Origin of the sequence: Paenibacillus xylanilyticus (assembly GCF_013359935.1) — a bacterium.
GTDB lineage: Bacteria > Bacillota > Bacilli > Paenibacillales > Paenibacillaceae > Paenibacillus > Paenibacillus xylanilyticus.
In genome coordinates this window covers 354,500-378,131 of sequence record NZ_JABMCB010000206.1, presented here as the reverse complement: position 1 = coordinate 378,131, position 23,632 = coordinate 354,500, and the positions used below count along the sequence as shown (strand labels likewise).

19 protein-coding genes are annotated in these 23,632 nt (G+C 48.1%); 2 read left to right on the top strand and 17 right to left on the bottom strand.

The window, feature by feature from the left end; genetic code table 11:
• Positions 1–3: 3 nt before the first annotated feature.
• The 5 genes from HP552_RS33595 to HP552_RS33575 form a co-directional block, all read right to left on the bottom strand.
• Positions 4–1,188: a methyl-accepting chemotaxis protein gene (locus HP552_RS33595; protein WP_175399653.1), complete on the bottom strand. Its 1,185-nt coding sequence runs from the start codon at positions 1,186–1,188 to the stop codon at positions 4–6.
• Between the two features lie 149 nt (positions 1,189–1,337).
• Positions 1,338–2,069: a response regulator transcription factor gene (locus HP552_RS33590; protein ID WP_175399652.1), complete on the bottom strand. Its 732-nt coding sequence runs from the start codon at positions 2,067–2,069 to the stop codon at positions 1,338–1,340.
• 117 nt (positions 2,070–2,186) lie between these two features.
• Positions 2,187–4,016 carry a two-component system histidine kinase PnpS gene (gene pnpS, locus HP552_RS33585; RefSeq protein WP_175399651.1) on the bottom strand — a complete coding sequence of 610 codons (1,830 nt, stop codon included), beginning with the start codon at positions 4,014–4,016 and terminating at the stop codon, positions 2,187–2,189.
• A gap of 15 nt (positions 4,017–4,031) precedes the next feature.
• On the bottom strand, positions 4,032–4,391 hold the full coding sequence (locus HP552_RS33580; protein ID WP_175399650.1) for a cupin domain-containing protein: 360 nt from the start codon (positions 4,389–4,391) through the stop codon (positions 4,032–4,034).
• Positions 4,392–4,676: 285 nt separating this feature from the next.
• Positions 4,677–5,546 carry an SDR family oxidoreductase gene (locus HP552_RS33575; RefSeq protein ID WP_175399649.1) on the bottom strand — a complete coding sequence of 290 codons (870 nt, stop codon included), beginning with the start codon at positions 5,544–5,546 and terminating at the stop codon, positions 4,677–4,679.
• Positions 5,547–5,910: 364 nt separating this feature from the next.
• Between HP552_RS33575 and HP552_RS33570 the strand changes: the two genes are divergently transcribed.
• The gene (locus tag HP552_RS33570) at positions 5,911–7,473 is read left to right on the top strand and encodes a histidine kinase N-terminal 7TM domain-containing protein (RefSeq protein WP_175399648.1); all 1,563 of its coding nucleotides are present in this window, start codon (positions 5,911–5,913) and stop codon (positions 7,471–7,473) included.
• Positions 7,474–7,631: 158 nt separating this feature from the next.
• Here the strand turns inward: HP552_RS33570 and HP552_RS33565 are convergent, their stop codons facing one another.
• The 4 genes from HP552_RS33565 to citZ all read right to left on the bottom strand — a co-directional run bounded on the left by HP552_RS33565 (position 7,632) and on the right by citZ (position 11,705).
• Complete coding sequence (locus tag HP552_RS33565; protein WP_175399647.1) at positions 7,632–8,057, bottom strand: hypothetical protein; 426 nt, start codon at positions 8,055–8,057, stop codon at positions 7,632–7,634.
• Positions 8,058–8,192: 135 nt separating this feature from the next.
• On the bottom strand, positions 8,193–9,134 hold the full coding sequence (mdh, locus tag HP552_RS33560; protein ID WP_175399646.1) for a malate dehydrogenase: 942 nt from the start codon (positions 9,132–9,134) through the stop codon (positions 8,193–8,195).
• Positions 9,135–9,149: 15 nt separating this feature from the next.
• Positions 9,150–10,442 carry an NADP-dependent isocitrate dehydrogenase gene (gene icd, locus HP552_RS33555; RefSeq protein ID WP_175399645.1) on the bottom strand — a complete coding sequence of 431 codons (1,293 nt, stop codon included), beginning with the start codon at positions 10,440–10,442 and terminating at the stop codon, positions 9,150–9,152.
• Positions 10,443–10,592: 150 nt separating this feature from the next.
• Positions 10,593–11,705, bottom strand: a complete 1,113-nt coding sequence (citZ, locus tag HP552_RS33550) for a citrate synthase (RefSeq protein ID WP_175399644.1) — start codon at positions 11,703–11,705, stop codon at positions 10,593–10,595.
• Positions 11,706–12,174: 469 nt separating this feature from the next.
• Here citZ and ytvI point away from each other — a divergent pair, with 469 nt between their 5' ends.
• Entirely contained in the window at positions 12,175–13,293 is a 1,119-nt protein-coding gene (ytvI, locus tag HP552_RS33545) for a sporulation integral membrane protein YtvI (RefSeq protein WP_175399643.1), read from the top strand.
• Between the two features lie 85 nt (positions 13,294–13,378).
• Here ytvI and HP552_RS33540 read toward each other — a convergent pair whose 3' ends face one another.
• The 8 genes from HP552_RS33540 to HP552_RS33505 all read right to left on the bottom strand — a co-directional run bounded on the left by HP552_RS33540 (position 13,379) and on the right by HP552_RS33505 (position 23,434).
• The gene (locus tag HP552_RS33540) at positions 13,379–13,780 is read right to left on the bottom strand and encodes an FxsA family protein (RefSeq protein WP_127536528.1); all 402 of its coding nucleotides are present in this window, start codon (positions 13,778–13,780) and stop codon (positions 13,379–13,381) included.
• Positions 13,781–14,287: an acyl-CoA thioesterase gene (locus tag HP552_RS33535; RefSeq protein ID WP_175399642.1), complete on the bottom strand. Its 507-nt coding sequence runs from the start codon at positions 14,285–14,287 to the stop codon at positions 13,781–13,783.
• 133 nt (positions 14,288–14,420) lie between these two features.
• On the bottom strand, positions 14,421–15,848 hold the full coding sequence (gene pyk, locus HP552_RS33530) for a pyruvate kinase (protein ID WP_175399641.1): 1,428 nt from the start codon (positions 15,846–15,848) through the stop codon (positions 14,421–14,423).
• 106 nt (positions 15,849–15,954) lie between these two features.
• Positions 15,955–16,995, bottom strand: coding sequence for an acetyl-CoA carboxylase carboxyltransferase subunit alpha (locus tag HP552_RS33525; protein ID WP_175399640.1), 1,041 nt, complete (start codon positions 16,993–16,995; stop codon positions 15,955–15,957).
• Entirely contained in the window at positions 16,996–17,889 is an 894-nt protein-coding gene (gene accD, locus HP552_RS33520) for an acetyl-CoA carboxylase, carboxyltransferase subunit beta (RefSeq protein ID WP_095288130.1), read from the bottom strand.
• A 410-nt stretch (positions 17,890–18,299) separates the two neighbouring features.
• On the bottom strand, positions 18,300–18,488 hold the full coding sequence (locus HP552_RS33515; protein WP_017689496.1) for a hypothetical protein: 189 nt from the start codon (positions 18,486–18,488) through the stop codon (positions 18,300–18,302).
• Positions 18,489–18,736: 248 nt separating this feature from the next.
• Positions 18,737–19,228 (bottom strand): phosphatidylglycerophosphatase A family protein, encoded by a 492-nt coding sequence (locus HP552_RS33510; protein ID WP_175399639.1) that lies wholly within the window; start codon positions 19,226–19,228, stop codon positions 18,737–18,739.
• Positions 19,229–19,453: 225 nt separating this feature from the next.
• The gene (locus tag HP552_RS33505; protein WP_175399638.1) at positions 19,454–23,434 is read right to left on the bottom strand and encodes a DNA polymerase III subunit alpha; all 3,981 of its coding nucleotides are present in this window, start codon (positions 23,432–23,434) and stop codon (positions 19,454–19,456) included.
• Positions 23,435–23,632: the final 198 nt, after the last annotated feature.

Genomic DNA, 23,632 nt, shown 5'->3' with positions numbered 1-23,632 from the left:
TATCTAAATTTCCTCTCCGGAAACCATTGCCTCCAGTTTTCTTCGAATATGCTCTGCCACTTCTCCAGTATGCCTGCCTTCCTCTGCGATATGGGCAGCGTTATGCAGCATGCCTTCAACGGCTGTGCTTAATCGGTTGAATGCTGCACTCCCTTCGGTAACATGTACGGAGCTCTCGTCAATCTCTGCAGCACTGGCGCGTACCAGTTCAACCGTTTGTCTGGTTAATTCCCCGATCCCTTCTAGTAAAGAGGACATATCCCCTGCAACCTCTCGGGTTTGCTTGGCCAGAGCACGAATCTCACTGGCTACCACCTGAAACCCTCGTCCATAGTCGCCTGCATGGGCTGCCTCAATTGATGCATTCATGGCAAGCAATGCACTTTGATCTGCCAGAGAACGAATGGAACGTGCCATCCCCGCTCCGGTTTCTATCGAGTTCAGCATATCGCTCGCATGTTGGCGTTGGCCTTCCATGTGCTGATGTACACGGTTATAGGAAGCCTCAACCTGCATAAGACTGATTGCGCCCTGCTCAGACAAGTGAATAATCTCTTTTGCTTCTTCTCCTGTTTTTCCTGCGGACCTAACCAGTTTGGTTATCGACTCATGAATCCGGGATATCTCTTGCCGGCTCTCCGTAATGGTACGAACGCGCTCTTCTCCTGCCTCGTGCTGCAGCCTTCTGGACAGGGACATTAAATCCCGCATCGTTAGCACACCAAGCAATCTTTGCTCCTCCGTTATAATGATGCAGTCATAGAAGTGCTCCTCACTTCGTGATAAGGCTACATCAATAACTCCTGGCGCATCGGCTTGTACATCCACAACCACCGGAGATGAATCAGCAACATGCGATATGGGCTTGCGATAAAACAAGTCTGCGGCAAAACGTCCATTCAGTATTCGGTACAATTTCTCCCGCATTATTAACCCCTGCGGGCGATTCTGATCATCACCCAATACAACACATGGATAACTCTGGTCATGATTCAGCATGCTAGCAGCCTCTCCACAGGTGGTATGTACCCCCACCATGGGAACCTGACGACAGTAGTCTCGGATGGACACCTGATTATTGAAGGATAACTCTGTATTATCTTCCTCAGTTACAAGAGCGGAATCATCCTCGTGTTTATATGTATCTTCCAGGGGTAGATCAGGCTTCTCTTCGAGCAACATGGGCATAAATGCGCAATCTCCTTTACGTATGAGCTCCGTCCTGAGATGGGTTATGTAGGTCCTAAGAATCACTCGGACAAGTTCATGCTACTCCCTCTATGTAAAGGAAAATAAAGGTTTTTGTAAATCGAACGTAAAATAAAACTCCCCGATCATTACGAACTTGAATGATGGGGAGTTTTTCTTTTTACAACCAGTTTATAACCAACACCTCGAATGGAATCGATGTGGACGGATTCCGGGTCCAGCTCCAGCTTTTTACGCAACGAACTGACATGAACGTCTACGGTTCGCTGACCTCCGATATAATCAAAGCCCCAGACCGCATTCATCAGGTCATCGCGTGTAAGCACAACGCCTGGCTTCTTGGCCAGATAGAGCAGCACTTCGAATTCTTTGGGACGCAGACTAATGGATTGTCCGCCTAGCGTCACTTCATACTTCAATGGGTAGATCTCAAGTTCGCCCAGTACAATTCGGGAACCATCCTTGTCCTCTGGCTGTGGCATGTCATCACCATTGGAATACCGTCTCAATACAGCATCCACTCTGGCAAGCAATTCTGAAACACCAAAGGGCTTCGTGATATAATCGTCAGCTCCGGATTTCAGGCCCTGTACAACCTCGGCTTCACCATTTTTCGCAGTAAGGATAATGACAGGTGTAGTTACACCCTGAATTCTTAACTTGTTCAGAATATCCAGGCCGTTCATTCCGGGAAGCATCAGATCCAGCAGGATCAGATCAAAGTCCTGGGAAACTGCACGGTCGTATCCTGAGGATCCATGATCTTCAGCTGTAACGTCGTAACCTTCCTGTGTCAGGTTATACGTAAGTAATCTTGATAATGTAGGTTCATCTTCAATAACTAGCAAACGCTGTGCCATGATACCCCTTCTCTCCTTATAGGTTGTCTGTTGCCACAACACTTTTTATATCATAGCACTTATTTGTTAACGCTGTGTAAAGCGATTTGTCCGTTTTTACAATTCACTTCTCCAGGCCTAGATTTCTTCATCCTGAATCAGTGGAAGGATTACCTTGAAAGTTGTTCCCATGCCAAGTTCACTTTCAACGGACAACTTGCCGTGATGCAGCTCAACCAGATGTTTCACAATGGACAATCCAAGCCCGGTACCCCCAGAGTTGCGTGATCTTCCCTTGTCCACCCGGTAGAAACGTTCGAAAATGCGCGGCAGGTCCTTCTTCGGAATGCCAATCCCGGTGTCAGATACCGCAAATACAACCTGCTCCTCGTCCTCACCATGTTCGACCGTCACCTGTAGTTTGACACGTCCACCCTCCGGGGTGTAGTTAATTCCATTTGAGAGCAGGTTAATGAAAATCTGCTTCATCTTATCCTCGTCGGCTTCGATATACAGTTCCTCCGGAACAAGCATCTGCAGACGAATCTGCTTTTTCTCCGCCACTTTGGATAGTGTACCCAGAACCATCTCGAAGAAGGAATGCACATGTACAGGAGAACACTGCAGCGGTGCCCGCTTGGATTCAATTTTGGATAACTCCAGAATATCCCCGATTAACCGGTTTAATCGATCACCTTCATCATAGATGATCTGCAAGAAGGATCGTTCTGTCTCTTTATCCTGAACCCCGCCACTTAGAAGCGTCTCAGCAAACCCTTTGACTGCAGCCACAGGAGTCTTCAATTCATGGGAAACATTCGCGACGAATTCACTGCGCATCGATTCCAGTCTCCGGATCGCCGTAACATCCTGCAAAAGGAATAACATTCCCCGGTATCCGCCGTCATCCTCAGACATTGGCACGCCGTCAATGCGAATTAAACGTTCTTCCGGGTTAAAAATACTTACTTCTTCATGCATCCGCTCCTGAACGGCCACACTTTCTTCAATCGTCCGAGTCAATTCATAATGTTTCTTCAATTCAATATAAGGTTTACCCGTCACGCGCTCAGACTGAATACCCAGCATCCGTTCTGCTTCCCGGTTCACCAGTGCAATGGACTGACCCGCATCAATCATGACTATGCCGCCTGCCATATTGGCCAGGACACTCTGAAGCAGTGCTTCATTGTCGCGAATCGTCTTGAGCTGGGTCTGGAGGCTGTCAGCCATCCCGTTAATCGCTAGGCCAAGCTGACCAATTTCGTCTCTGCGTGTTACCTGTACCCTGGCGTCATACTCCAGTTTGGTAATCCGGTGAGCTACCTTCGTAATGTGTTCGATCGGTGATGTTAATCCTCGGGCAACCCGGTAACTGACCAGAGCCACAATCAGGAATAACAATCCCAATGCAACAAACATAATCAACCAGCCACGCTGCAGCCCCTGGTCCACAGCAGCCAAACTCATGGACAATCGAATGTAACCATCGAATTTACCGCCTGGCACTTCCACCATGTCGCTTTGTTCCGAGTTTACGGGCAGAGCGACATATAACATGTCCTGTCCCAACGTCTCACTGTAACGGATCGACTGGCCATAACCTTCTCCGACTGCGCCCTTAATCTCTTCCCGGTCCGAGTGATTATCCATCTCGGCAGGATCTGTCTCCGAATCGCCAATGACTGTTCCATCTCGATTAATGAACGTAACTCTTGAGTCGGTCAGCTTCTCCAGCTCGCCTGCACTGTCCGAGTAATACCTTCTTGTTTCCGCCGAGGTTGGATCGGTTGCATCATGAAAAGGAAACGTCGCCTTCAGCAAATTGATTTCACGCACCATTGTTTGCTCCAGTGCAGTGGTATGTGTTGTTTTAAATACTCTGCCCATGGTATATCCGGCCACGATGACGGATACACCAATCAATATCATCATGATGATGGAGAGGCGAACTCGAAACGGTCTCATTAATCTCTTCCTTTTTTAATTAATCTCACTTGTATCAGTTAGCTCTATGCGATCGCCACGTGTGCTGGGCAGCGAAATAACCAGAAACTCGACTTCATTTGCACTTGTATTTTGCATCTGATGAGGCACACCTGGTGGAATCTCCAGTCCTTCATGTGGCTCAAGAGTATACTCCACTCCATCAAGCTCCATACAGGCCACTCCACTGAGAATAAAAAAGAATTGGCGGCTTGCGGAATGGTAATGCCGTATTTCAGCTGTTCCCGCGGGCATGCGCTCATGGATAATGCTTAATCCCTCATTCTGGACGAGATGCCATCCATCACATTGCGCACCCCATATGTAATGCGCTGCATTTTGTTTGCTAATCTTCACGTTGTATCCTCCCCGATGCGTATGTTCCGTCTATCATATCACAGATGCCTTCGGGACAAATCTGTTTCTAACTTGAAGCAGATAAGGATAGGGCTATCCTTGCTGCATTTAGTCTGAGAGAACATGTATCAAGAATATCATGTAACTATCATTTCTGATCTTGACTTTTGTAAACTCAGCATAGAAATTTGCCAGTCGTTACAATTAAAAAGACGTACCGCCCAGCAGCAGCCGAACGATACGTCTGAATTATGGTTTAAGTAACTTACCAGATACAAGATTGAATTACCCGTTAACGACTTCGCCGCCATTGATGTGCATGACTTGTCCACTTACATAAGATGAATCATCCGATGCAAGATATACATAAGCCGGAGCCAGCTCATCCGGTTGACCAGGACGCTTCATTGGCTGCGTTGCGCCGAACTCGCTCACCTTTTTCTCATCAAATGTCGACGGAATTAGTGGGGTCCAGATTGGGCCTGGAGCTACTGCATTGACACGAATGCCTTTCTCGACGACATTCATGGACAGGGAACGCGTGAAAGACGTAATGGCTCCTTTGGTCGATGAATAATCGATCAGGGTTGGATTTCCGCGATAGGCAGTGATTGACGTCGTGTTGATAATCGTGCTGCCTTGCTTCAGATGTGGCAGGGCTGCCTGTGTGACATAAAACATCCCGAATATGTTGGTGCGGAACGTCCGCTCCAGCTGTTCAGGCGTAATATCCTCCAATTGCTGCTGCGGATGCTGCTCGGCAGCATTGTTTACCACAATGTCCAGCTTGCCCAGCTGCTCCACCGTCTGCTGAACGGCTTTCTTGGCAAATGAGACGTCACCAATGTCCCCAGCAATCAGAATACACTTGCGTCCTTCCTGCTCCACTTGCCGCTTCGTCTCTTCCGCATCCTTGTGCTCACTCAGATATACGATGGCTACATCCGCACCCTCTTTGGCATACGTAACGGCCACGGCACGTCCAATTCCACTGTCACCACCGGTAATTAGGGTGACTTTGTCCAACAATTTATCCGCAGCCTTATACTGCGGTTTTTCGAACTCCGGTTTAGGATGCATCTCCGATTCAATTCCGGGACGCTGATCCTGATGCTGCGCTGGCATCGTTTTTTGCGTTTGTGTATTGGTTGACATTTCACATTCTCCTCTCAAAATGAATTGCTGTACAAGTTCTCATTCTGTAGGATGGCATGAACAGAACAGATTATTCCTCTGCAACTGACATCATCCAGGTCCACTACTGTTGTCTCGATACTTACTTACCACTCTCTTTTGGAGGTCAAACAGAAAATAGCATTTAATTAAAATTGCACTAAAAATCCACTTTTTTTCGGAAATACACTGTTTCTAAATTCAATTTGTAATTCCTATGCTGCTTCAGCTGATGTACAATGTACAGTATACAAATGTGTTCTTTTGTTCCTTTTATCGGTATAAACAAGGGTTCAACCCGGCATTTCAAATAACAGATATTTCAATCTGACATGGAGACCAAACAATGGAACCGTCGCACATCAATGCATATATATCCCTTGTAGCCACTTCAGCCGTTCTGAATGTTTTTTTGTGTGTATACACGTATTTTAGGAGATCGGAAATTTCCAGGGCCAACGTATTTATTCTCTATACGGCTGCCTTATCCGTTTACACCTTCGGGTATGCCATTGAACTCGCCAGTAATACACTTGAACAAATGAAATTCTGGACGGTAGTGGAATACATGGGCATGCCTTTTTCGGCCTCCCTCGGTCTGATCCTCATGATCCAGTACACGGGAAAATCATTATCCAAGAAGGCAACTGCCGCACTGTTCATCATTCCGACGATTACGCTCTTTATGGTTGCCACCAATGACTATCACCATCTGTTCTACAAAAAAGTATGGCTTAGAACGGATAGTTCTGTTCCTCTGATGGATATTGCCGCTGGTCAATGGTATGTGGTTCACGGAGCATTTACCTTTTCATGTTTGTTATGTGCCTGTCTGATCCTGATCGCGCAATGGAAACATACCAAAAAAATGTATCGCCGTCAGCTGCTCACCTTGATTACCTCTCAGTTGATTCCCATGACGGGTGCCTTTCTTTACTTAATGGGAATGACACCCGGAGGAATGGATCCCGTTCCCGTGCTCATGTGTATCACCTCATCCATGTACATCTGGGCAATCCTGTCCACCCGTCTATTGACCATCGTGCCTATTGCCAAAGACAGCATTTTCGAGAGTATGCGCGAGGGCGTTATTGTCCTGGATAGTTCAAATCGTCTGGTCGATTACAACAAAGCGTTGCGTGATATGCTGCCTGAACTTGAGACGAGCATGGTTGGACAGCCGCTGAATGATATCTGGCTTTCACTGGCCGGTGAGACTTTTCCTGTGGAATACGGAAGGGAAGGCCTACAGACCGATCTGTATTGGCAGCTGCACGGGCAGACGGTCTGTTACCAGGTCAGAACATCGTATGTGTATAACAAAAATGGAGAGGCCGTTGGCAGCCTGATCATGCTAATCGATATTACGGAGCAGCGCTTTCTGCAAGAACAATTGAAGCAGCTCGCTTATTTCGATGGTCTAACCAAAATATACAATCGAACTCATTTCCTGCATAAAGGCCGGGAATTGCTGAACGAGGCTCAGCTTAATCATCAGCCTGCATCCTTTATTTTATTTGATATTGATTATTTCAAACGAATAAACGATACCTACGGACATGATGTTGGCGATCAGGCCATTGTTCATGTCGTTTCAGTATGTAATCGTTATCTGAATTCCGAGATGCTGTTTGCCCGGTATGGCGGAGAGGAATTTGTTATCGCACTCCCGAATGCCACTCTTCAGGAGGGTAAGCGATTAGCCGAGCAGTTACGTGTGGCATTGCTGAATGAACCGCTTGATGTGGAAGGCACTTTTATACCCATTACATCCAGCTTCGGCGTTGCCCAATACAGTGGTGTTACGGATTCACTGGAGTCATTGCTTCGAGATGCAGACAGTGCACTATACGAGTCAAAACGCAGTGGCCGGAACGCCGTATATGCTCATTCAGTCAGCCTCGCTTAATTAAAAAGTATGCAAACAAAAAATAGACAGCCCTTTGGGTTGTCTATTTTAAATGCCTCTAGGATCTATTTACCCAGCAGGGCTTGTCCTGTCCGATTTTGCAAGCGTTTTAAGTTCAGGTTAGAACCTGCCTCAGATCACATTCTTGCGTTAACATTTTAGATTACAGTTCGATCAACCATAAGATAAATCATAATGAGCAGCAGTACAGCCAGTATTGTACTAAACGTGCGGATCTTGCCTTGCTCAGGGCTTACGTCACGGTTGCTTTTCACACCTTCTGCAGCCAACCGCAGCGGTTTACCCATAATGCCCCCAATGGCAGCGATTGCGAGCAATAAAACAACCACTACACCCATCCAAAGGTAGGAATACTCTCCCTTCGTCATGAGGTACCCCCCTGTGAGAAGCTGGATAACCAATCCATACTGGGCAAAACGGTTCAATGAACGAACCGATGTAAATGCGCCTTCTTGTGCCGCAGCATTCAGAGTGCGGATCTTACCAACTACGAATGGCAAGATCAGATAGAATCCCATCGACAGTGCTCCAATAATATGAAGCAAATACATAATCATTGTCAAAATTTCCATCCTCCTCAACATTTTCAATGTGCTATACATCACATCCCATTATACTGGGGAACTTATCCAAAGAAAAGAAAACCTCCGGGTTTTCCGGAGGTTTTCTCACTGTTTCTGTTCAAGAAGTTTTCAAACTTAGATGGTTACGACTGAAATGACGTTTCGAACCGAGTCAGCGGATTTATCGAGTCCCGCCTTTTCCTCAGGCGTTAGTTCGAGTTCGAACACTTTTTCAATTCCGTTTCCACCCAGAATGGTTGGTACTCCCAGGAACAAATCGTTATAACCGTATTCGCCCTCAAGGTAAGCAATCACTGGAATGATCCGTTTTTTGTCTTTCAGAATTGCTTCGGTCATCTGAACCAGTGACGCTGCAGGCGCATAATACGCACTTCCGTTACCAAGCAGATTGACAATCTCGCCACCACCAACACGTGTGCGTTGTACGATGGATTCGATGCGGTCTGCCGGAATCAGTGTATCAATCGGAATACCACCGACGCTCGAATAACGAACAAGAGGTACCATATCGTCTCCGTGGCCACCAAGAACGAAACCACGGACATCCTCAACTGATACATTCAGCTCTTGTGCAATGAATGTGCAATATCGAGCCGTATCCAGGACACCGGATTGACCGATCACTCGGTTTTTAGGGAATCCTAGTGTCTTATATGCTGCATAAGTCATCGCATCTACCGGGTTGCTCAGAATAATGACGATGGAATCAGGGCAATATTTTTTCACATTTTCACACACGGACTTCACGATTCCTGCGTTGGTGTTCACCAGATCATCACGGCTCATTCCCGGTTTGCGGGCAATACCTGCAGTGATAATCACAATGTCCGAACCTGCCGCGTCTTCGTAATTGGAAGTTCCGATGATATTGCTGTCAAAGCCTTGTACCGGGCTGGCCTCCAGCATATCGAGTGCTTTACCTTTAGTCGGGTTCTCCAATTGGGGAATATCAACCAGTACAACATCTCCGAGTTCCTTTTGGGCAAGCATCAGAGCTGTTGTCGCTCCGGTAAACCCGGCGCCGACTACTGTGATTTTTTTGCGCTGAATAGTCATGCTTCTCAACTCCCTTTACAGGTTTTTAATGATTTGATCAGCGAATTCAGAGCATTTAACTTCAGTAGCGCCATCCATCAGACGTGCAAAGTCATATGTTACCGTTTTGTTGTTGATGGAAGTTTCCATTCCTTTGTAGATCAGGTTTGCAGCTTCTTGCCATCCCAGGTGCTCAAGCAACATAACGCCGGACAGAATAACGGAACCAGGGTTCACGACATCTTTGTCCGCATATTTAGGTGCAGTACCGTGTGTAGCTTCGAAAATGGCATGGCCTGTTACATAGTTGATGTTAGCTCCTGGAGCGATACCAATACCACCAACTTGTGCTGCAAGTGCATCGGACAGGTAGTCACCGTTCAGGTTCAAAGTAGCAATGACATCGAACTCGCCTGGACGAGTCAATACTTGTTGCAGAGCAATGTCGGCAATTGCATCTTTAACGATGATTTTACCTGCATCTTCAGCTGCTTTTTGTGCTGCATTCGCTGCATCAGTACCATCTTTTTCCTTGATGATATCGTATTGTGCCCAAGTGAACACTTTATCGCCGAATTCATCCTCAGCTACTTCATAACCCCAGTTTTTGAAGGCACCTTCAGTGAATTTCATGATGTTACCTTTGTGTACCAATGTCACACTCTTACGGTTGTGATCGATGGCATACTGAACGGCTGCACGTACCAAACGTTTCGAACCTTCGGAAGATACTGGCTTAATACCGATACCTGATGTTTCAGGGAAACGGATTTTGTTAACGCCCATTTCCTGTTGCAGGAACTGGATCACTTTTTTCACTTCATCCGAGCCTTCAGCATACTCGATACCTGCATAGATATCTTCCGTATTTTCACGGAAAATGACCATGTCTACCAGCTCAGGACGTTTTACCGGGGAAGGTACACCGTCGAAGTAACGTACAGGACGCAAGCAAGTGTACAGGTCAAGCTCTTGACGCAATGCAACGTTCAGGGAACGAATTCCGCCACCGATTGGCGTCGTCAGAGGTCCTTTGATGGCTACAATATACTCACGAATCGCTTCAAGCGTATCGTTTGGCAACCATTCACCGTATGTATTGAATGCTTTCTCACCAGCAAACACTTCATACCATGCAATTTTTTTGCTGCCATCATATGCTTTTTCTACAGCTGCATCCAGTACACGTTTGGAAGCTTTCCAGATATCACGGCCTGTACCGTCACCTTCGATGAATGGGATGATTGGGTTATTGGGCACTTGCAGTGTACCGTTATCAATCTGAATTTTTTCCCCTTCAGTTGGATGAGCGAATTTTTCTAATTTCATAGTCATAATTCCTCCTTGAGTGTTGGTAGTATCCGGTATCATGATACCGCTTGTCTTATTGAAGGAAGGGTCTTGATCCTCTGACCGGATTGCAGCCAGATCTCGGGACCCTTCACCCCATCCCTGTTTATTATACTGGTTTTGAGGTCATTAGCGAAGTTCAACTGAAATGTAACGCTGATCCGTTGGACCTGTATATTCAGCACGTGGACGAATAATACGGTTATCCGCGAGTTGCTCCAGAATATGAGCTGTCCATCCGGACACCCGGCTGATGGCAAAGATCGGTGTAAACAGTTCCTGTTCAATCCCCAGTTGGGTATACACGGAAGCGGAATAGAAATCCACGTTCGGCTTCAACCCTTTTTGCCCGGTAACCAGCTCTTCTATCTTCACAGACATCTCATAGAGACGGGTGTCATTGTTCATGCTGCCCAGTTCCTTGGACATCTTCTGCAGATGTTTGGCACGCGGATCTCCGTTTTTGTATACACGGTGTCCGAAGCCCATGATTTTCTCACGGTTGTTCAGTTTCTCCTGAATGGCTGCTTCCAGACGATCCGGTGTGCCGATTTCATTCAGCATTTTCATTACAGCTTCATTCGCACCACCATGCAACGGTCCTTTCAGCGCGCCAATAGCAGAAGTTACACCTGAATAAATGTCGGAGAGCGTTGCTACAGTTACACGTGCTGCAAACGTGGAAGCATTCAGTTCGTGATCTGCGTGCAGAACCAGAGCCTGATCCAGCGCTTTAACTGCCGTTTCGGAAGGCTCTTCACCTGTCATCATATACAGGAAGTTCTCTGCAATGGAAGCGCCTTCTTTAGGAGCCACAGGTTCCTTACCCTGACGAATACGGGCGATGGCTGCCACAATGGTTGGCAATTGTGCTTGCAATTTGACCGCTTTATTTTCATTGGCTTCAGCTGTCATCTCGTCAGCCTGCTCATCGTACAGTCCCAGAGCGGAAACTGCAGAACGCAGTGCTGCCATGGTACTCATGTTTTTCGGATACAATTGGATTTGTGCAATCAACTCGCTCGGAATCGGCGCGTAATCGCTCAGGCTTTTACGAAGGGATTTCAATTCATCCGTATTGGGCAATTTGCCAAACCACAGCAAATAAGCAACTTCTTCAAAGCTTGCATGTTCAGCCAAATCGTCAATATTGTAGCCACGGTATGTAAGCACACCGTCTACAATGGAACTGATCGAAGAGGTTGTTGCAACGATGCCTTCCAGACCTTTGGTAGCTGTCATATTACATCTCTCCTTTAATAAACGAAATCAAGAAACCACAAAGCATGATGAAGCTCTCTCAGAAACGCAAAATTGGTGTTGAAAACATTTACAATTCATTAAATAGTAAAACCGTCAAATTTCGGGTTTCTTATCTGTCAATCGGTATTTCCTTATATCATCATACTGGATTTTGTCGGTTATGTGAACATCACGAAAGGTCATTCGCACATCAAACTTCTTTATCACGCCTATAAATCATTTTTGAAAGCCTTTACAAAAACAAGGTTGACATTTTATCCTATTTATATATTTCTGTGCGCTGGCTCCATGATTATTGCTATAAATCACTCCGATCTGGCATACTCTAGGCAAAAGAAAATAAATGATTCCCAGCAGGCCAATCCCAACGTTTCAAAACGCTGCAATTGCTCTATATTAACTAGATAGCTTCCATGCTGTTCGAAATTGTTAGAAGGAGACGTGACGTTTGGACAGAATTATTATGAAACGCCTGCTGCGCGGCTTATGGGTCATTATTGCAACCGTTCTGATTGCCTTTGCCATATACTTGCTGTTCCCGCTTCTGTATCCATTTGTGATTGCATGGATTATCGCCTATGCCATGAATCCGCTGGTGAAGCTGCTTCAGGACAAAGCCCGCTTTCCACGCTGGTTAGCCGTAACTCTCTCATTGATTGTTTATTTCGGGGCTATTGCAGTGGTGCTATCCGCCGCAGTGACCCGTATGGTAAAAGAAGTGATTTCACTCACCACAAGTTTTGACCTGCATGTGGATGAGATCAAGGAAACCTTTGTCCGCTGGACTCAAAATGATTCGATTCAGAATCTGATCAGCGAGATTAACGAATTTTATAAGGAAAATCCCAATTATCAAGAAACGATTAACAGCAATATCAGTAAAACTACCGAGTCGGTAGGTACGGCAGTTAGCGATCTGGTTACTGGATTTTTCAACATGATTCTTGGCTTACTGTCCTCACTGCCTAATATGGGCGCTGTATTAATTGTCGTCCTGCTCTCCACCTTTTTTATTAGCAAAAGCTGGACACGGCATGGCATCACGGTGTCGGGATGGGTGCCTTCCTCGATTCGCAAACCGATCACGGACATATGGAACGATCTGAAAAAGGCCTTGTTCGGTTACGCCAGAGCTCAGTTGATCATGATCTCCATTACCGCGGTATTTGTTATGATTGGATTGCTCATTTTACAGGTGAAGTCTGCCTTTACCATCGCTTTGCTGATCGGCCTGGTTGATCTTTTGCCTTATCTGGGTGTTGGATTGGTAATGGTCCCCTGGGCAGCCTACCTGTTCATGAACGGTGATCTTTATCTAGGGATTGGTATTTCTGTCGTTTATCTCATCGTACTGATTGCCCGGCAGATCATTGAACCGAAGGTGCTGGCAAGCAGTGTTGGTTTGGACCCGCTTGCGACACTTGTGGGCATGTTTGTCGGACTGAAGCTTTTTGGTGTACTTGGCTTAATCATCGGTCCTGTCAGCCTGGTCATCCTCGATGCATTCAACCGGGCGAATGTGCTGCGTGATCTTAGGACTTATATCATTAATGGTCGTGTCCGATAGCTTTAGTACAAGTTCTATATGGCAAAAGGCTCCGCCCTGCAGGAAAAGATCTGCCAGGTGGAACCTTATCGAGCCAACTATAAGATTACGGACGGCGGTAGAAGGTGATGCTGCCGTTTTTCATTTTTTTCTCAAGCCAACCCAGGAAGAATAAACGGTACACTGCACGTGTTAACGGAAACACCAGGGTAAATCCAATGATATCTGTCACAAACCCTGGAATCAGCAGCAGGAAACCACCCACAAAAATAAAAAGTCCGTCTACCATTTTCCGTCCAGGCACTTTACCGCGCTCCATCTCGGTTTTGGCATCGACGAGTACCTTTCGCCCTTCAAACTGCAGCATCGCTATACCAATCAAGGACGTGAGAATCATGAGAAGCAGTGTCTTCCCGGCTCCGATCCAGTCACTCATCAAAATAAATCCAAACAATTCAATAACCGGAACGAATAATAGTATAGCCCACATCCATTTTCGCATTACCAATTACTCCTTTCCTGAGAGCCACACGTTCTCAAGTGCGCTGTAGAGCTCAGGGGCGGCCTTATCCAGCCTGACGGGCTTCCAGTCCTCATTCACCCACACATGTTGGGTAGAGCCTGTAACCAGTCGTTCTCCCGGAAGTGGTTCATCGGAAGTCCATACCTGTTCTCCAATGCCGATCTGTTTAGCAAGGTCTTCGGTAGTGCGTCTTACGTCGTACTCATAATTTAATCGCAGACCACTAAATGCAACAATTCGGGTGAATATCATAATCTCATCATCATACCTTGCAGGCTTATGATATTTCACATCCAGTCCGGTTACGGGAAGCAATAACCCCTGTTCCTCCATTTTACGATATGTATACCCCATTTGGCGAATCATCTCGGTTCGACCGATTTCAAACCAATTCAAATAATTGGCGTGATAGACCACACCCATCTGATCGCTCTCTTGGTAGCGCACACGCAGACGTGCCGCATACCAGTTTCCTTGGCTCTGTTCTTGCATGTTATCGGCCTCCTTCGGTCTACCATTCATACGTACTCGTCAGGTAAAAAGTGTCATAAAGATGGAAAAAAGCAACGGGACAAATGCCCCATTGCTTCATTCCTGTTCATTCTCCAGCTAAAGCTTAATGCAATTAAGCGTTGTTTGGAATTTGGCTTACTTTGATCAGGTTAGTGGAACCGGAGCGTCCAAGAGGTACACCCGCAGTAATGACAACCAGATCTCCTTCTTTGACGATTCCGGATTTCACTCCGCCTTCGATAGCATTCTCAAACAAGGAATCCGTTGAATCGCAACGTCTGCCTTTGACCGGTGTAACACCCCAAGCTAGTGCAAGACGACGGGAAGTTCTATCTTCCGTTGTCACGGCAATGATTGGAGCCTCCGGACGATATTTGGAAACCATACGAGCCGTATGGCCAGATTCTGTCGAAGTAATAATCGCTTTTGCGTTCAGATCTTGAGCGGACAGGGCAACGGATTGGCTGATTGCTTCCGTAACGGTTGTTTGTTGTGCAACACGTTGTTTCAGATACAGCTCTTGGTAAGGCAGAGCGGACTCTGCTTTTTCCGCAATACGGGACATCGTCAGAACGGATTCCACAGGATATTTACCCGCAGCTGTCTCACCGGACAACATGATCGCATCTGTTCCGTCGAAGATCGCATTCGCTACGTCACTTGCTTCCGCACGTGTTGGACGCGGGTTACGTTGCATGGAATCCAGCATTTGTGTTGCTGTAATAACCGGTTTGCCTGCAACATTACATTTTTCGATCATGCGTTTTTGTACCAATGGTACTTCTTCAGCAGGAATTTCCACACCAAGGTCACCACGAGCAACCATCAGGCCATCAGACACTTCAAGGATCTCATCCAGGTTGTCTACGCCTTGTTGGTTCTCAATTTTGGAGATGATTTGGATATGTCCGGCATTGTGCTTCTCAAGCAATTCACGAATCTCAAGCACGTCACTTGCTTTACGAACAAAAGAAGCCGCGATGAAATCGATACCTTGCTCGATACCAAATACGATATCGTTCGCATCTTTTTCAGTGATGCCCGGCAGAGAAATGGCAACGCCCGGAACGTTAACACCTTTTTTGCTTTTGATCGTTCCGCCGTTAACGATACGGCATTTGATCTCGGTGCCTTGCACTTCCACCACAGTCAGTCCGATCAGACCGTCGTCGATCAGAATTGTAGATCCCGGCTCAACATCATTCGGTAGATCTGCATACGTAATGGAAAGACGTTCTTTGGTGCCCAGAATTTCTTCTGTTGTCAAAGTGATGTACTCGTCCTGAACCAGTTCAATCGGTTCAACTTCAAGTTTACCTGTCCGAATTTCCGGTCCTTTGGTGTCCAAAAGGATTGCTACAGTTTTGTTCAACTCTTCGCATGCTTGGCGAATCGCTTTGATCCGTCCGCCGTGCTCATCGAAATCACCGTGGGAGAAGTTCAGACGGGCCACATTCATACCGGCCATAATCAGTTTTTTGGTATTCTCCAGTGATTCACTGGATGGACCGATTGTACATACAATTTTCGTTTTGCGCATTTTGGGTTTCCTCCGATTTTAAAAGGTCTCTCTGTATATGTCTTTTTCTTTTTCCAACTATTAAATTTACTATACTTTCGTTCATTTGTATAGGAAATTCGTCACATCATTCTGCATTTACCGACAAATTATTCACTGTATCGGTTCGAACGGGTTCCTCAGGAGCTTCAACTGGAGCTGGTGGCGTTGGCGATTCGAACGTAACGGATCCGATTTTGCGGAATTTTTCGTAACGATCCTGCTTCAGCTGTTCCCCACTCCAGTCTTTCATCTCTTCCAGATGACGAACGAGAGCTTCACTGATCGCTGATGCCGCACCTTCGTAATCCCGGTGTGCACCACCACGTGGTTCAGGAACTATCTCCTCAATAACTTCCATTTCAAGCAGATCCTTCGCTGTAATTCTCATCGCTTCAGCTGCCTGATCTGCCTTGGACGCATCCTTCCACAGAATTGATGCAGCACCATTAGGAGAGATCGCTGAATAAATGGCATGCTCCAGCATGAGTACACGATTGCCTACAGCCAGGGCGAGTGCGCCGCCGCTTCCACCTTCGCCGATGACCACAACAATAACAGGCACCGTGAGCTTCGCCATTTCAATCAGGTTACGGGCGATGGCTTCCGATTGACCTCTCTCTTCTGCAGTATTACCCGGATAGGCTCCTTTAGTATCAACAAATGTAATAATTGGACGACCAAATTTGTTGGCCTGCTTCATCAGCCGCAGTCCTTTGCGGAAACCTTCCGGATGTGCGCTCCCGAAAAAGCGGGCGATATTGTCTTTCGTATCCTTCCCCCGCTGTTGTCCGATGACGGTTACCGTTTTTCCGTTCAGCTTCGCAAGGCCGCCAACGACGGCCAGATCGTCACCAAACATCCGATCGCCATGAAGTTCGATAAAATCGGTAAAGATCAGCTGAATCAGGTCAAGTGCAGTCGGACGCTGTTGATGACGTGCCAGATGCATTTTCTGGGCTGCCGTTATACCGGAATATATCTCTTCTTCAAGTCTATGATAACGTTCCTCCAGGCGGGCGATTTCATCCGTGAAATCAATGCCCTTCTCCTGTCCAAACTGTACAAGCTCCTCAATCTTTTTGCGCATCTCAACCAGAGGCGCTTCATATGGCAACTCACCCGCCATTTAGACCCCTCCTTTTTCGCTGTGCATATCCAGAAGCTTGGCAAGGGTCGTACGAAGTTCCTTCCGGTGAATCACCAAGTCCAACTGACCATGCTGCATGTTAAATTCTGCCGTCTGGAAATCCTCAGGCAGCTTCTGACGAATGGTTTGCTCGATGACAATTCGGCCGGCAAAACCAAATACGGCACCTGGTTCAGCAATGTTGATATCGCCCAGACTGGCGAAACTCGCCGATACCCCGCCGGTAGTCGGATCCGTGATGACCGAAATATATAGTCCTCCCTGTTCATCCAAACGAGCCAGGGCTGCACTTGTTTTGGCCATCTGCATCAGGCTGAGTATGCTTTCCTGCATCCGTGCTCCACCTGATGTTGAAAAAATAATCAGGGGCAAGTTTTTTTCGGTCGCATGCTCTACAGCACGTGTAATTTTCTCCCCTACGACAGAACCCATGCTGCCTGTGAAGAAATCAAAACTCATGACAGCAACAACTACAGGTAAACCTTCAATCGTTCCTTCACCTGTGATTACGGCTTCCTTCAGGCCTGACTTCAGACGCTGTTGTTCCAGCTTGCTGCTGTATCCTGGAAAACCAAGCGGGTCAACCGATACCATGTCGGCATCCAGCTCAACAAAGCCTTGCTCGTCCAAAACCATGGCAATTCGCTCCATGGCATTCAAGCGCATGTGGTAGCCGCAAGCAGGACATACTTTCAGATTTTTCTCTAATTCCTTGCTATATTGAATCGTGCCGCATTTGCTGCACTTGTTCATAAGCCCTTCAGGGATTTCACGCTTGGGACGTTCTACGACTTCCTGGCCTTCGCCACGAACCGCACGCTCGGAAGGTATGGTAGCGTACTTCCGTTTTTTCTGGAATATATCTTTGAACACAACTACACCTCTCCAGCCGTTGATTTGATAGCCGTACCTGCATCAAATCGCTTAAAAAGCGACTTCTACACAGGTACTGCGGTGAACCGCTTGCGACCCACACGCTGCAATGGGCCTTGTCCAGACATTCACAACAAAAAAATCCGCCGGCATAAGGCAAGAATCAGCGGCTTCTGTCAGCACAATTGATGTTACCTGTAATACCGAAAGATTGTTGCGCGAATTACTTGAACTTGTCTCGGTAGGGTCTCCGGGAGCAGCCTGGTCAGTCCATAGCCTAACAAAAAAAGAAGGAAGGACAGCAGCATACAATACATGCAAGTCGTTTCCTCTCTCCGCTTACGCGGTCAGCCCCTTATGTACCGATGGTACTTTCTTCTTCGCCAAGGCACCTCTGATGTTGAATCAAATCAGGAATGCAGAATCGAATTCAGCACTTCCTGAACTTCTTCCAATTCCCCAGAAGGGACGCGAATCTCAAATTGCTGCTTGGATAAACTGATGGGACGGGTCTGTACCAGAAAACCTTCTTCCGAAAGCTTGGTCTTAATCTTGTCCGCAACCTTTGCTGTCGGTGCAATGTAAATCACCGTCCACATGCCATGTCCGCCCCCTAAGCTAATGTTCAGAGCCCGTATATTGGACTAATGATACCATACCTCACTTTTTTTCTGCAAGGAAGGGTTCGGGACCTAACGGGAGAAAACGGGAACTTGAGGGACATTTGTCCCACTAGGATAACTGATATGGTTAACACTTTGTTCCTGGTGTCTGGCAAAAGATTCAGGCTTTCAGGATCTTCAGGGCAGCACAGCCGCCCTGAAATGCCCTGCAGCCAGGGAGGAAATTATAGATCCTTAGGGTATTTTTTGGCATTAAGATTCTTGTGGGCAATTCGGGCGGAAGCCGCGGCAGCGAGACCGGCAACCAGGTCGTCCAGGAAAACATGAATGCCTGATCCATCTTCATTCAAATCGTGAATGACGCCTATTTTTTCTTTATCGAGGTAACCAAAGCTGGTTAAACCAATCATGCCATACACATGGGTGATGCCAAGGGCCAGAGTCTCGTCCACTCCATACAGGGATTCATCCGCTTCCATAATCGCTTGCAGCGGCTGCGGCAAGAGACGTTTCTCTGCCAGCTCGTCTAGAGCAATACCCGTATACAATGTATACTGAACCTCTCTTTTTTGCAGCACTGATTTCACACTCGTTACACAGTCATCCATGGTCAGTTCCGGGTGGTACCCTTTTTGCAGACGATATACAATTTCAGCGATTGCATCAATCTGTACACCCCGCCGGGCCAGCATGGCTTCTACGATTTCATATGACATATCTCGACCTCCCGCATCGCTCCCCCGAGGACCGCCAGGTCCTTCGGTGTTCTCAAGTGTATGCGGCAAACTTGCAAAATGTTCATAAAAATCGCCAATGGCCCCTCATTCTAGGCAGACAGATATCATCCAGCAACAGCTCTTCACGCTGTGGGGTAAACAAAAGAACCTGCCCGATAAAGCCGGACAGGTTCTCACTAAATGTAATTGGCTCCAACCAAGTCATTATTTAATTTTGACCGTACCTTCGCCCAGCATCTGTTCCATCTCAGAAAACAGCGCTGGTGACGGTTTAATCCGGTAAGCATCACTTAATGCAAGCAACTTCTGCTGCTGCTCATAGAAGAGCACCGTTGCAACCGGTCCATGATGCTGCTGTAACAGCTGTTTCAGGCGTGCCAGCAGTTCCGGCTTCTCGGACTGAGGAGTGATCTTCACGAACACCCGCTGCTGAGCAGCCTGAGACCGGCGGCTCTGTTCTGTTCCATCAGCAGCAGCGGAACGGCCTGGCGATGACCCTGTCGCCACCTCGGCCTTGTCTGTCCCTTCACCGCTGCGCGCTGCTGCGGGGCCTCTGCCTGCGCTGCTGTGCTGCGCTCCGGATCCCGCACCGGCTGGCTGCCGTGCCGGAGCTGCCGGGCGGGAAGGGCTCCCGCTGCCGGGCTTGCCGCGCCGTTCGCGGCTGCGCAGCTGCTGTTCCAGTGCCGCCTGTGTGAGCGGCGCCACTTCCTCAGCCAGCAGCTTAAACCCTTCGTCCTGCTGCTGCACCTTGGCACGCACGACGAGCAGTTCGCCTTTCCCGACATGCTGCTGGCTGCGCCGCCATACTTCGGGAAAGAGAACCACTTCGCAGCGTTCGATCTGGTCTTCCAGCTCCATGAACGCCATGGCCTTGCCCTGTTTCGTCGTAATCGACTTCACGGACACCACCATCCCGGCAGCGACGGCCATCGTCTCGTCGGCCGCTTCCGTCAGCTCCATAATCCGGTCAGCTCCGCTTGATTCGAGCACATCTTCATAGTCATCCAACGGATGACCGGAGAGATACAGGCCCAGCAGTTCTCGTTCAAGCTCCAGCTGCTGACTGGCTGAATAAGCCGGGATCTGGGGATATTCAATCTCCCAGTTCGGTGTTTCAACAAAATCGAACAGCTGAATTTGCAAATCCTCGCGCTCCTTGCGCCACTTCAGAGCTGCCTCCACCGTTTCGTCCAGCATCGCGAGCAGTTGTGCCCGGTGACCAGGCAAGGTATCAAAAGCTCCAGCCTGGATCAGCGATTCAATGACACGTTTGTTGCAGACACGCAGATCAACACGGCGACAAAAATCGAGCAGACTGTCGAATGGACGCTCCTTCCGGACAACCATAATGCTTTCCATAGCTTGTGTGCCGACGTTCTTGACAGCGGCAAGTCCAAAACGGATGGATCCGGAAGCAGACGCCTCAGCCTGAATCTGGTCAGAAGCACCGGACTCTCCCGTATTACTTCGGTTCAAATGTTCTGCTGCCGGCGATGCATTTCCTTCTCCATGAGTCCCCTCATCCTGCATGCCGCCTTCAGGCATAACGGTCGCGGCCTCCCAGCCATAAGAAGGGTCGCCCTCTTCGGGCATTGGACCCGGGTCATCCGGCAGTGGTGCTTCCCCATAGTCAGCTGGACCGGAATGGTCATAGCCCTCATTCCCAGTGCCATCCCCTTTATCCGCACGGGACTCGTCAGACTGATGCTTCTCCGCTTGGCCGGATATTGCGAAGACCGGAGTAAACAGAATGCCACTCTCGTTCACATCAGGCGGTAATACTTCAATCCCCATACGCCGACATTCCACGACGTATTCCGCCACTTTGCGGTGACTGCCCATAACGGCAGTCAGCATGGAAGCCATAAAATGTACCGGGTAATGGGCCTTCAGGTATGCCGTCTGGAATGCCAATACACCATATGCCGCGGCATGGGCACGCGGGAACCCATAGTTGGCGAATTTGACAATCATGTCGTAGACCAGGTCTGCCTCTTCTTCACTATAACCTTGTTTGAGACTGCCCTGAACAAAATGTCCACGTTCCAGATCGAGCACTTCCCGTTTTTTCTTGGAGACCGCTCGGCGCAGCAAATCCGCTTCACCCAGTGAGAAACCCGCCATGCGAGAAGCGATCTGCATAATCTGTTCCTGGTATACAATGATGCCATACGTATCCTTCAGAATGGATTCCAGATCAGCATGGGGATAATCGACCTCAATCTGCCCATGCTTGCCCTGAATGTACTTGGATATAAATTCCATCGGTCCTGGACGATACAAAGCGAGAACGGAAATGATGTCTTCAAATACACTTGGCTTCAGATCCTTCAATACACGCCGCATGCCTGCGGATTCCAGCTGGAATACTCCCATCGTGTCACCACGGCCAAGCATCTCATACGTCAGTGCATCATCATCCGCAATATTGCGGAAATCCGGAACCTTACCCTCATCCCCGATCCAGCGCAGGCAGCGCTCAATAATGGAGAGGGTACGCAAACCGAGAAAGTCCATTTTGAGCAGCCCAATCGACTCCAGGTTTTCCATGGAATACTGGGTTAACGCGGTTCCTTCGCTTCCTTCCTGAAGCGGAACGGCATCAGTCAGCGGATCGCGAGATATAACGACCCCCGCAGCATGCGTGGAAGCATGACGCGGCATGCCTTCTACCTTCATGGCCATGTCCAGCAATTCACGGGTTTTAGGCTTCGTTTCATATAAAACCTTCAGTTCAGGCGCTGCTTCCATGGCACGTTGTATGTTGATTCCAAGCTGTGCAGGAATCAGCTTCGCCGCTTTATCCACCTCACCATAAGGGACATTCAGTGCCCGTCCAACATCCCGCACGGCTGCACGCGCAGCCATTGTACCAAAGGTGATAATCTGTGCCACGTGTGCTTTTCCGTATTTGTCTGCGACATAATCAATAACCTCATCCCGCCGTTCATCGCTGAAGTCGATATCAATATCCGGCATGGAAATACGTTCGGGATTCAGGAACCGCTCAAAGAGCAGGTTATATTTCATCGGATCGACATCGGTAATACGCAGTGTGTAGGCAACGAGACTTCCCGCCGAGGAACCCCGGCCTGGACCGGTAACGATTCCCTGCCTGTGGGCATAAGCGATAAAATCCCATACGATCAGGAAATAATCCGAGAAGCCCATACTGTCGATAACCTGAAGCTCATAGTTCAGTCGCTGTTCGAGTTCGGCACGGAGCTCCGAATCCGTCCAACGTTCAGTAACCGCATAGCGGTCTTTCATGCCTTCTTCACAGAGCTGTCGCAGGTAGTTTGAAGGACTCTGCCCTTCGGGCAGCGGTCTATACTCCGGCAAAATCGACTTGCCGAATTCCAGCTGCAGCTCGCAGGAATCAGCAATGCGAACGGTATTTTTCAACGCCTCTTCCACATGAGGGAACAAGCGGGCCATCTCCTGCTCACTTTTCAGATATAGCTGGTTGGACCCAATCCGAAGTCGACTCTCATCATCCACGGTTTTTCCGGTACCGATGCAGATCAACACATCCTGAAGTTCGGCGTCTGCTTCCGACAGGTAATGCACATCATTTGTCGCCACAAGCGGAATATCCAGTTCCTCAGCCAGACGAATCAATTGGGGATTGACTCTTTTTTGCTCTGCCAAACCGTGATCCTGAAGCTCCAGATAGAAATCAGGGCCAAAAATATGTTTGTAACGCAGCGCTGCACGCCGGGCCTCTTCCTCTCGACCATGCAACAAATGCTGGGGCACTTCTCCTCCCAGACAAGCACTGAGACAGATGATGCCCTCGTGATGAGCGGCCAGGCTCTCCATATCGATACGCGGCTTGTAATGAAAACCTTCCAGATGCCCAATGGAGCATAATTTCATCAGGTTGCGGTAACCCGTCATGTTTTTGGCCAGCAAAATCAGGTGATGAATCGGCTGATCCTTGCGGCTTCCCCGTTCCTTCCGGGACCCTGCGGTCATGTAAGCCTCACATCCGATAATCGGCTTGATTCCCCGCTCGATACAGGCTTTATAAAAGGGAACGGCGCCATACATGACGCCGTGATCGGTCAATGCGAGTGTAGTCATTCCAAGATCTGCGGCCTGGTTCACGAGATCCGGAATACGCGCAGCGCCGTCCAGCAAACTATATTCACTATGAACGTGCAAATGCACAAAAGAACTCATGTTCGTTTCTTCCTTTCGCCGCGGATAGCTGCAGCATCTGTCTTGCGAGCCCATCTGCTGCCTATCTTTCTTCTATATGAATACAATAAATGAATAAAAATTCATCAGGTAAAACGGGACTTTATTATTCTATTTTATCATATCGTCCGGGGGCACGCCCATACAATAGAAGTACAAGCCGCTCCCCCTGTTTCGGAC

Coding starts and splice junctions, on each gene's coding strand:
- HP552_RS33535 (WP_175399642.1), bottom strand. CDS start 14,287: ATGCAAGAACAGAGCCAAGGAAACTGGTATGCGGCACGTCTGCGTGTG.
- citZ (WP_175399644.1), bottom strand. CDS start 11,705: ATGACAGCTACCAAAGGTCTGGAAGGCATCGTTGCAACAACCTCTTCG.
- HP552_RS33570 (WP_175399648.1), top strand. CDS start 5,911: ATGGAACCGTCGCACATCAATGCATATATATCCCTTGTAGCCACTTCA.
- pyk (WP_175399641.1), bottom strand. CDS start 15,848: ATGCGCAAAACGAAAATTGTATGTACAATCGGTCCATCCAGTGAATCA.
- HP552_RS33595 (WP_175399653.1), bottom strand. CDS start 1,188: ATGCCCATGTTGCTCGAAGAGAAGCCTGATCTACCCCTGGAAGATACA.
- HP552_RS33590 (WP_175399652.1), bottom strand. CDS start 2,069: ATGGCACAGCGTTTGCTAGTTATTGAAGATGAACCTACATTATCAAGA.
- HP552_RS33515 (WP_017689496.1), bottom strand. CDS start 18,488: ATGTGGACGGTGATTTACATTGCACCGACAGCAAAGGTTGCGGACAAG.
- mdh (WP_175399646.1), bottom strand. CDS start 9,134: ATGACTATTCAGCGCAAAAAAATCACAGTAGTCGGCGCCGGGTTTACC.
- HP552_RS33525 (WP_175399640.1), bottom strand. CDS start 16,995: ATGGCGGGTGAGTTGCCATATGAAGCGCCTCTGGTTGAGATGCGCAAA.
- pnpS (WP_175399651.1), bottom strand. CDS start 4,016: ATGAGACCGTTTCGAGTTCGCCTCTCCATCATCATGATGATATTGATT.
- HP552_RS33575 (WP_175399649.1), bottom strand. CDS start 5,546: ATGTCAACCAATACACAAACGCAAAAAACGATGCCAGCGCAGCATCAG.
- HP552_RS33510 (WP_175399639.1), bottom strand. CDS start 19,228: ATGTCATATGAAATCGTAGAAGCCATGCTGGCCCGGCGGGGTGTACAG.
- HP552_RS33505 (WP_175399638.1), bottom strand. CDS start 23,434: ATGAGTTCTTTTGTGCATTTGCACGTTCATAGTGAATATAGTTTGCTG.
- icd (WP_175399645.1), bottom strand. CDS start 10,442: ATGAAATTAGAAAAATTCGCTCATCCAACTGAAGGGGAAAAAATTCAG.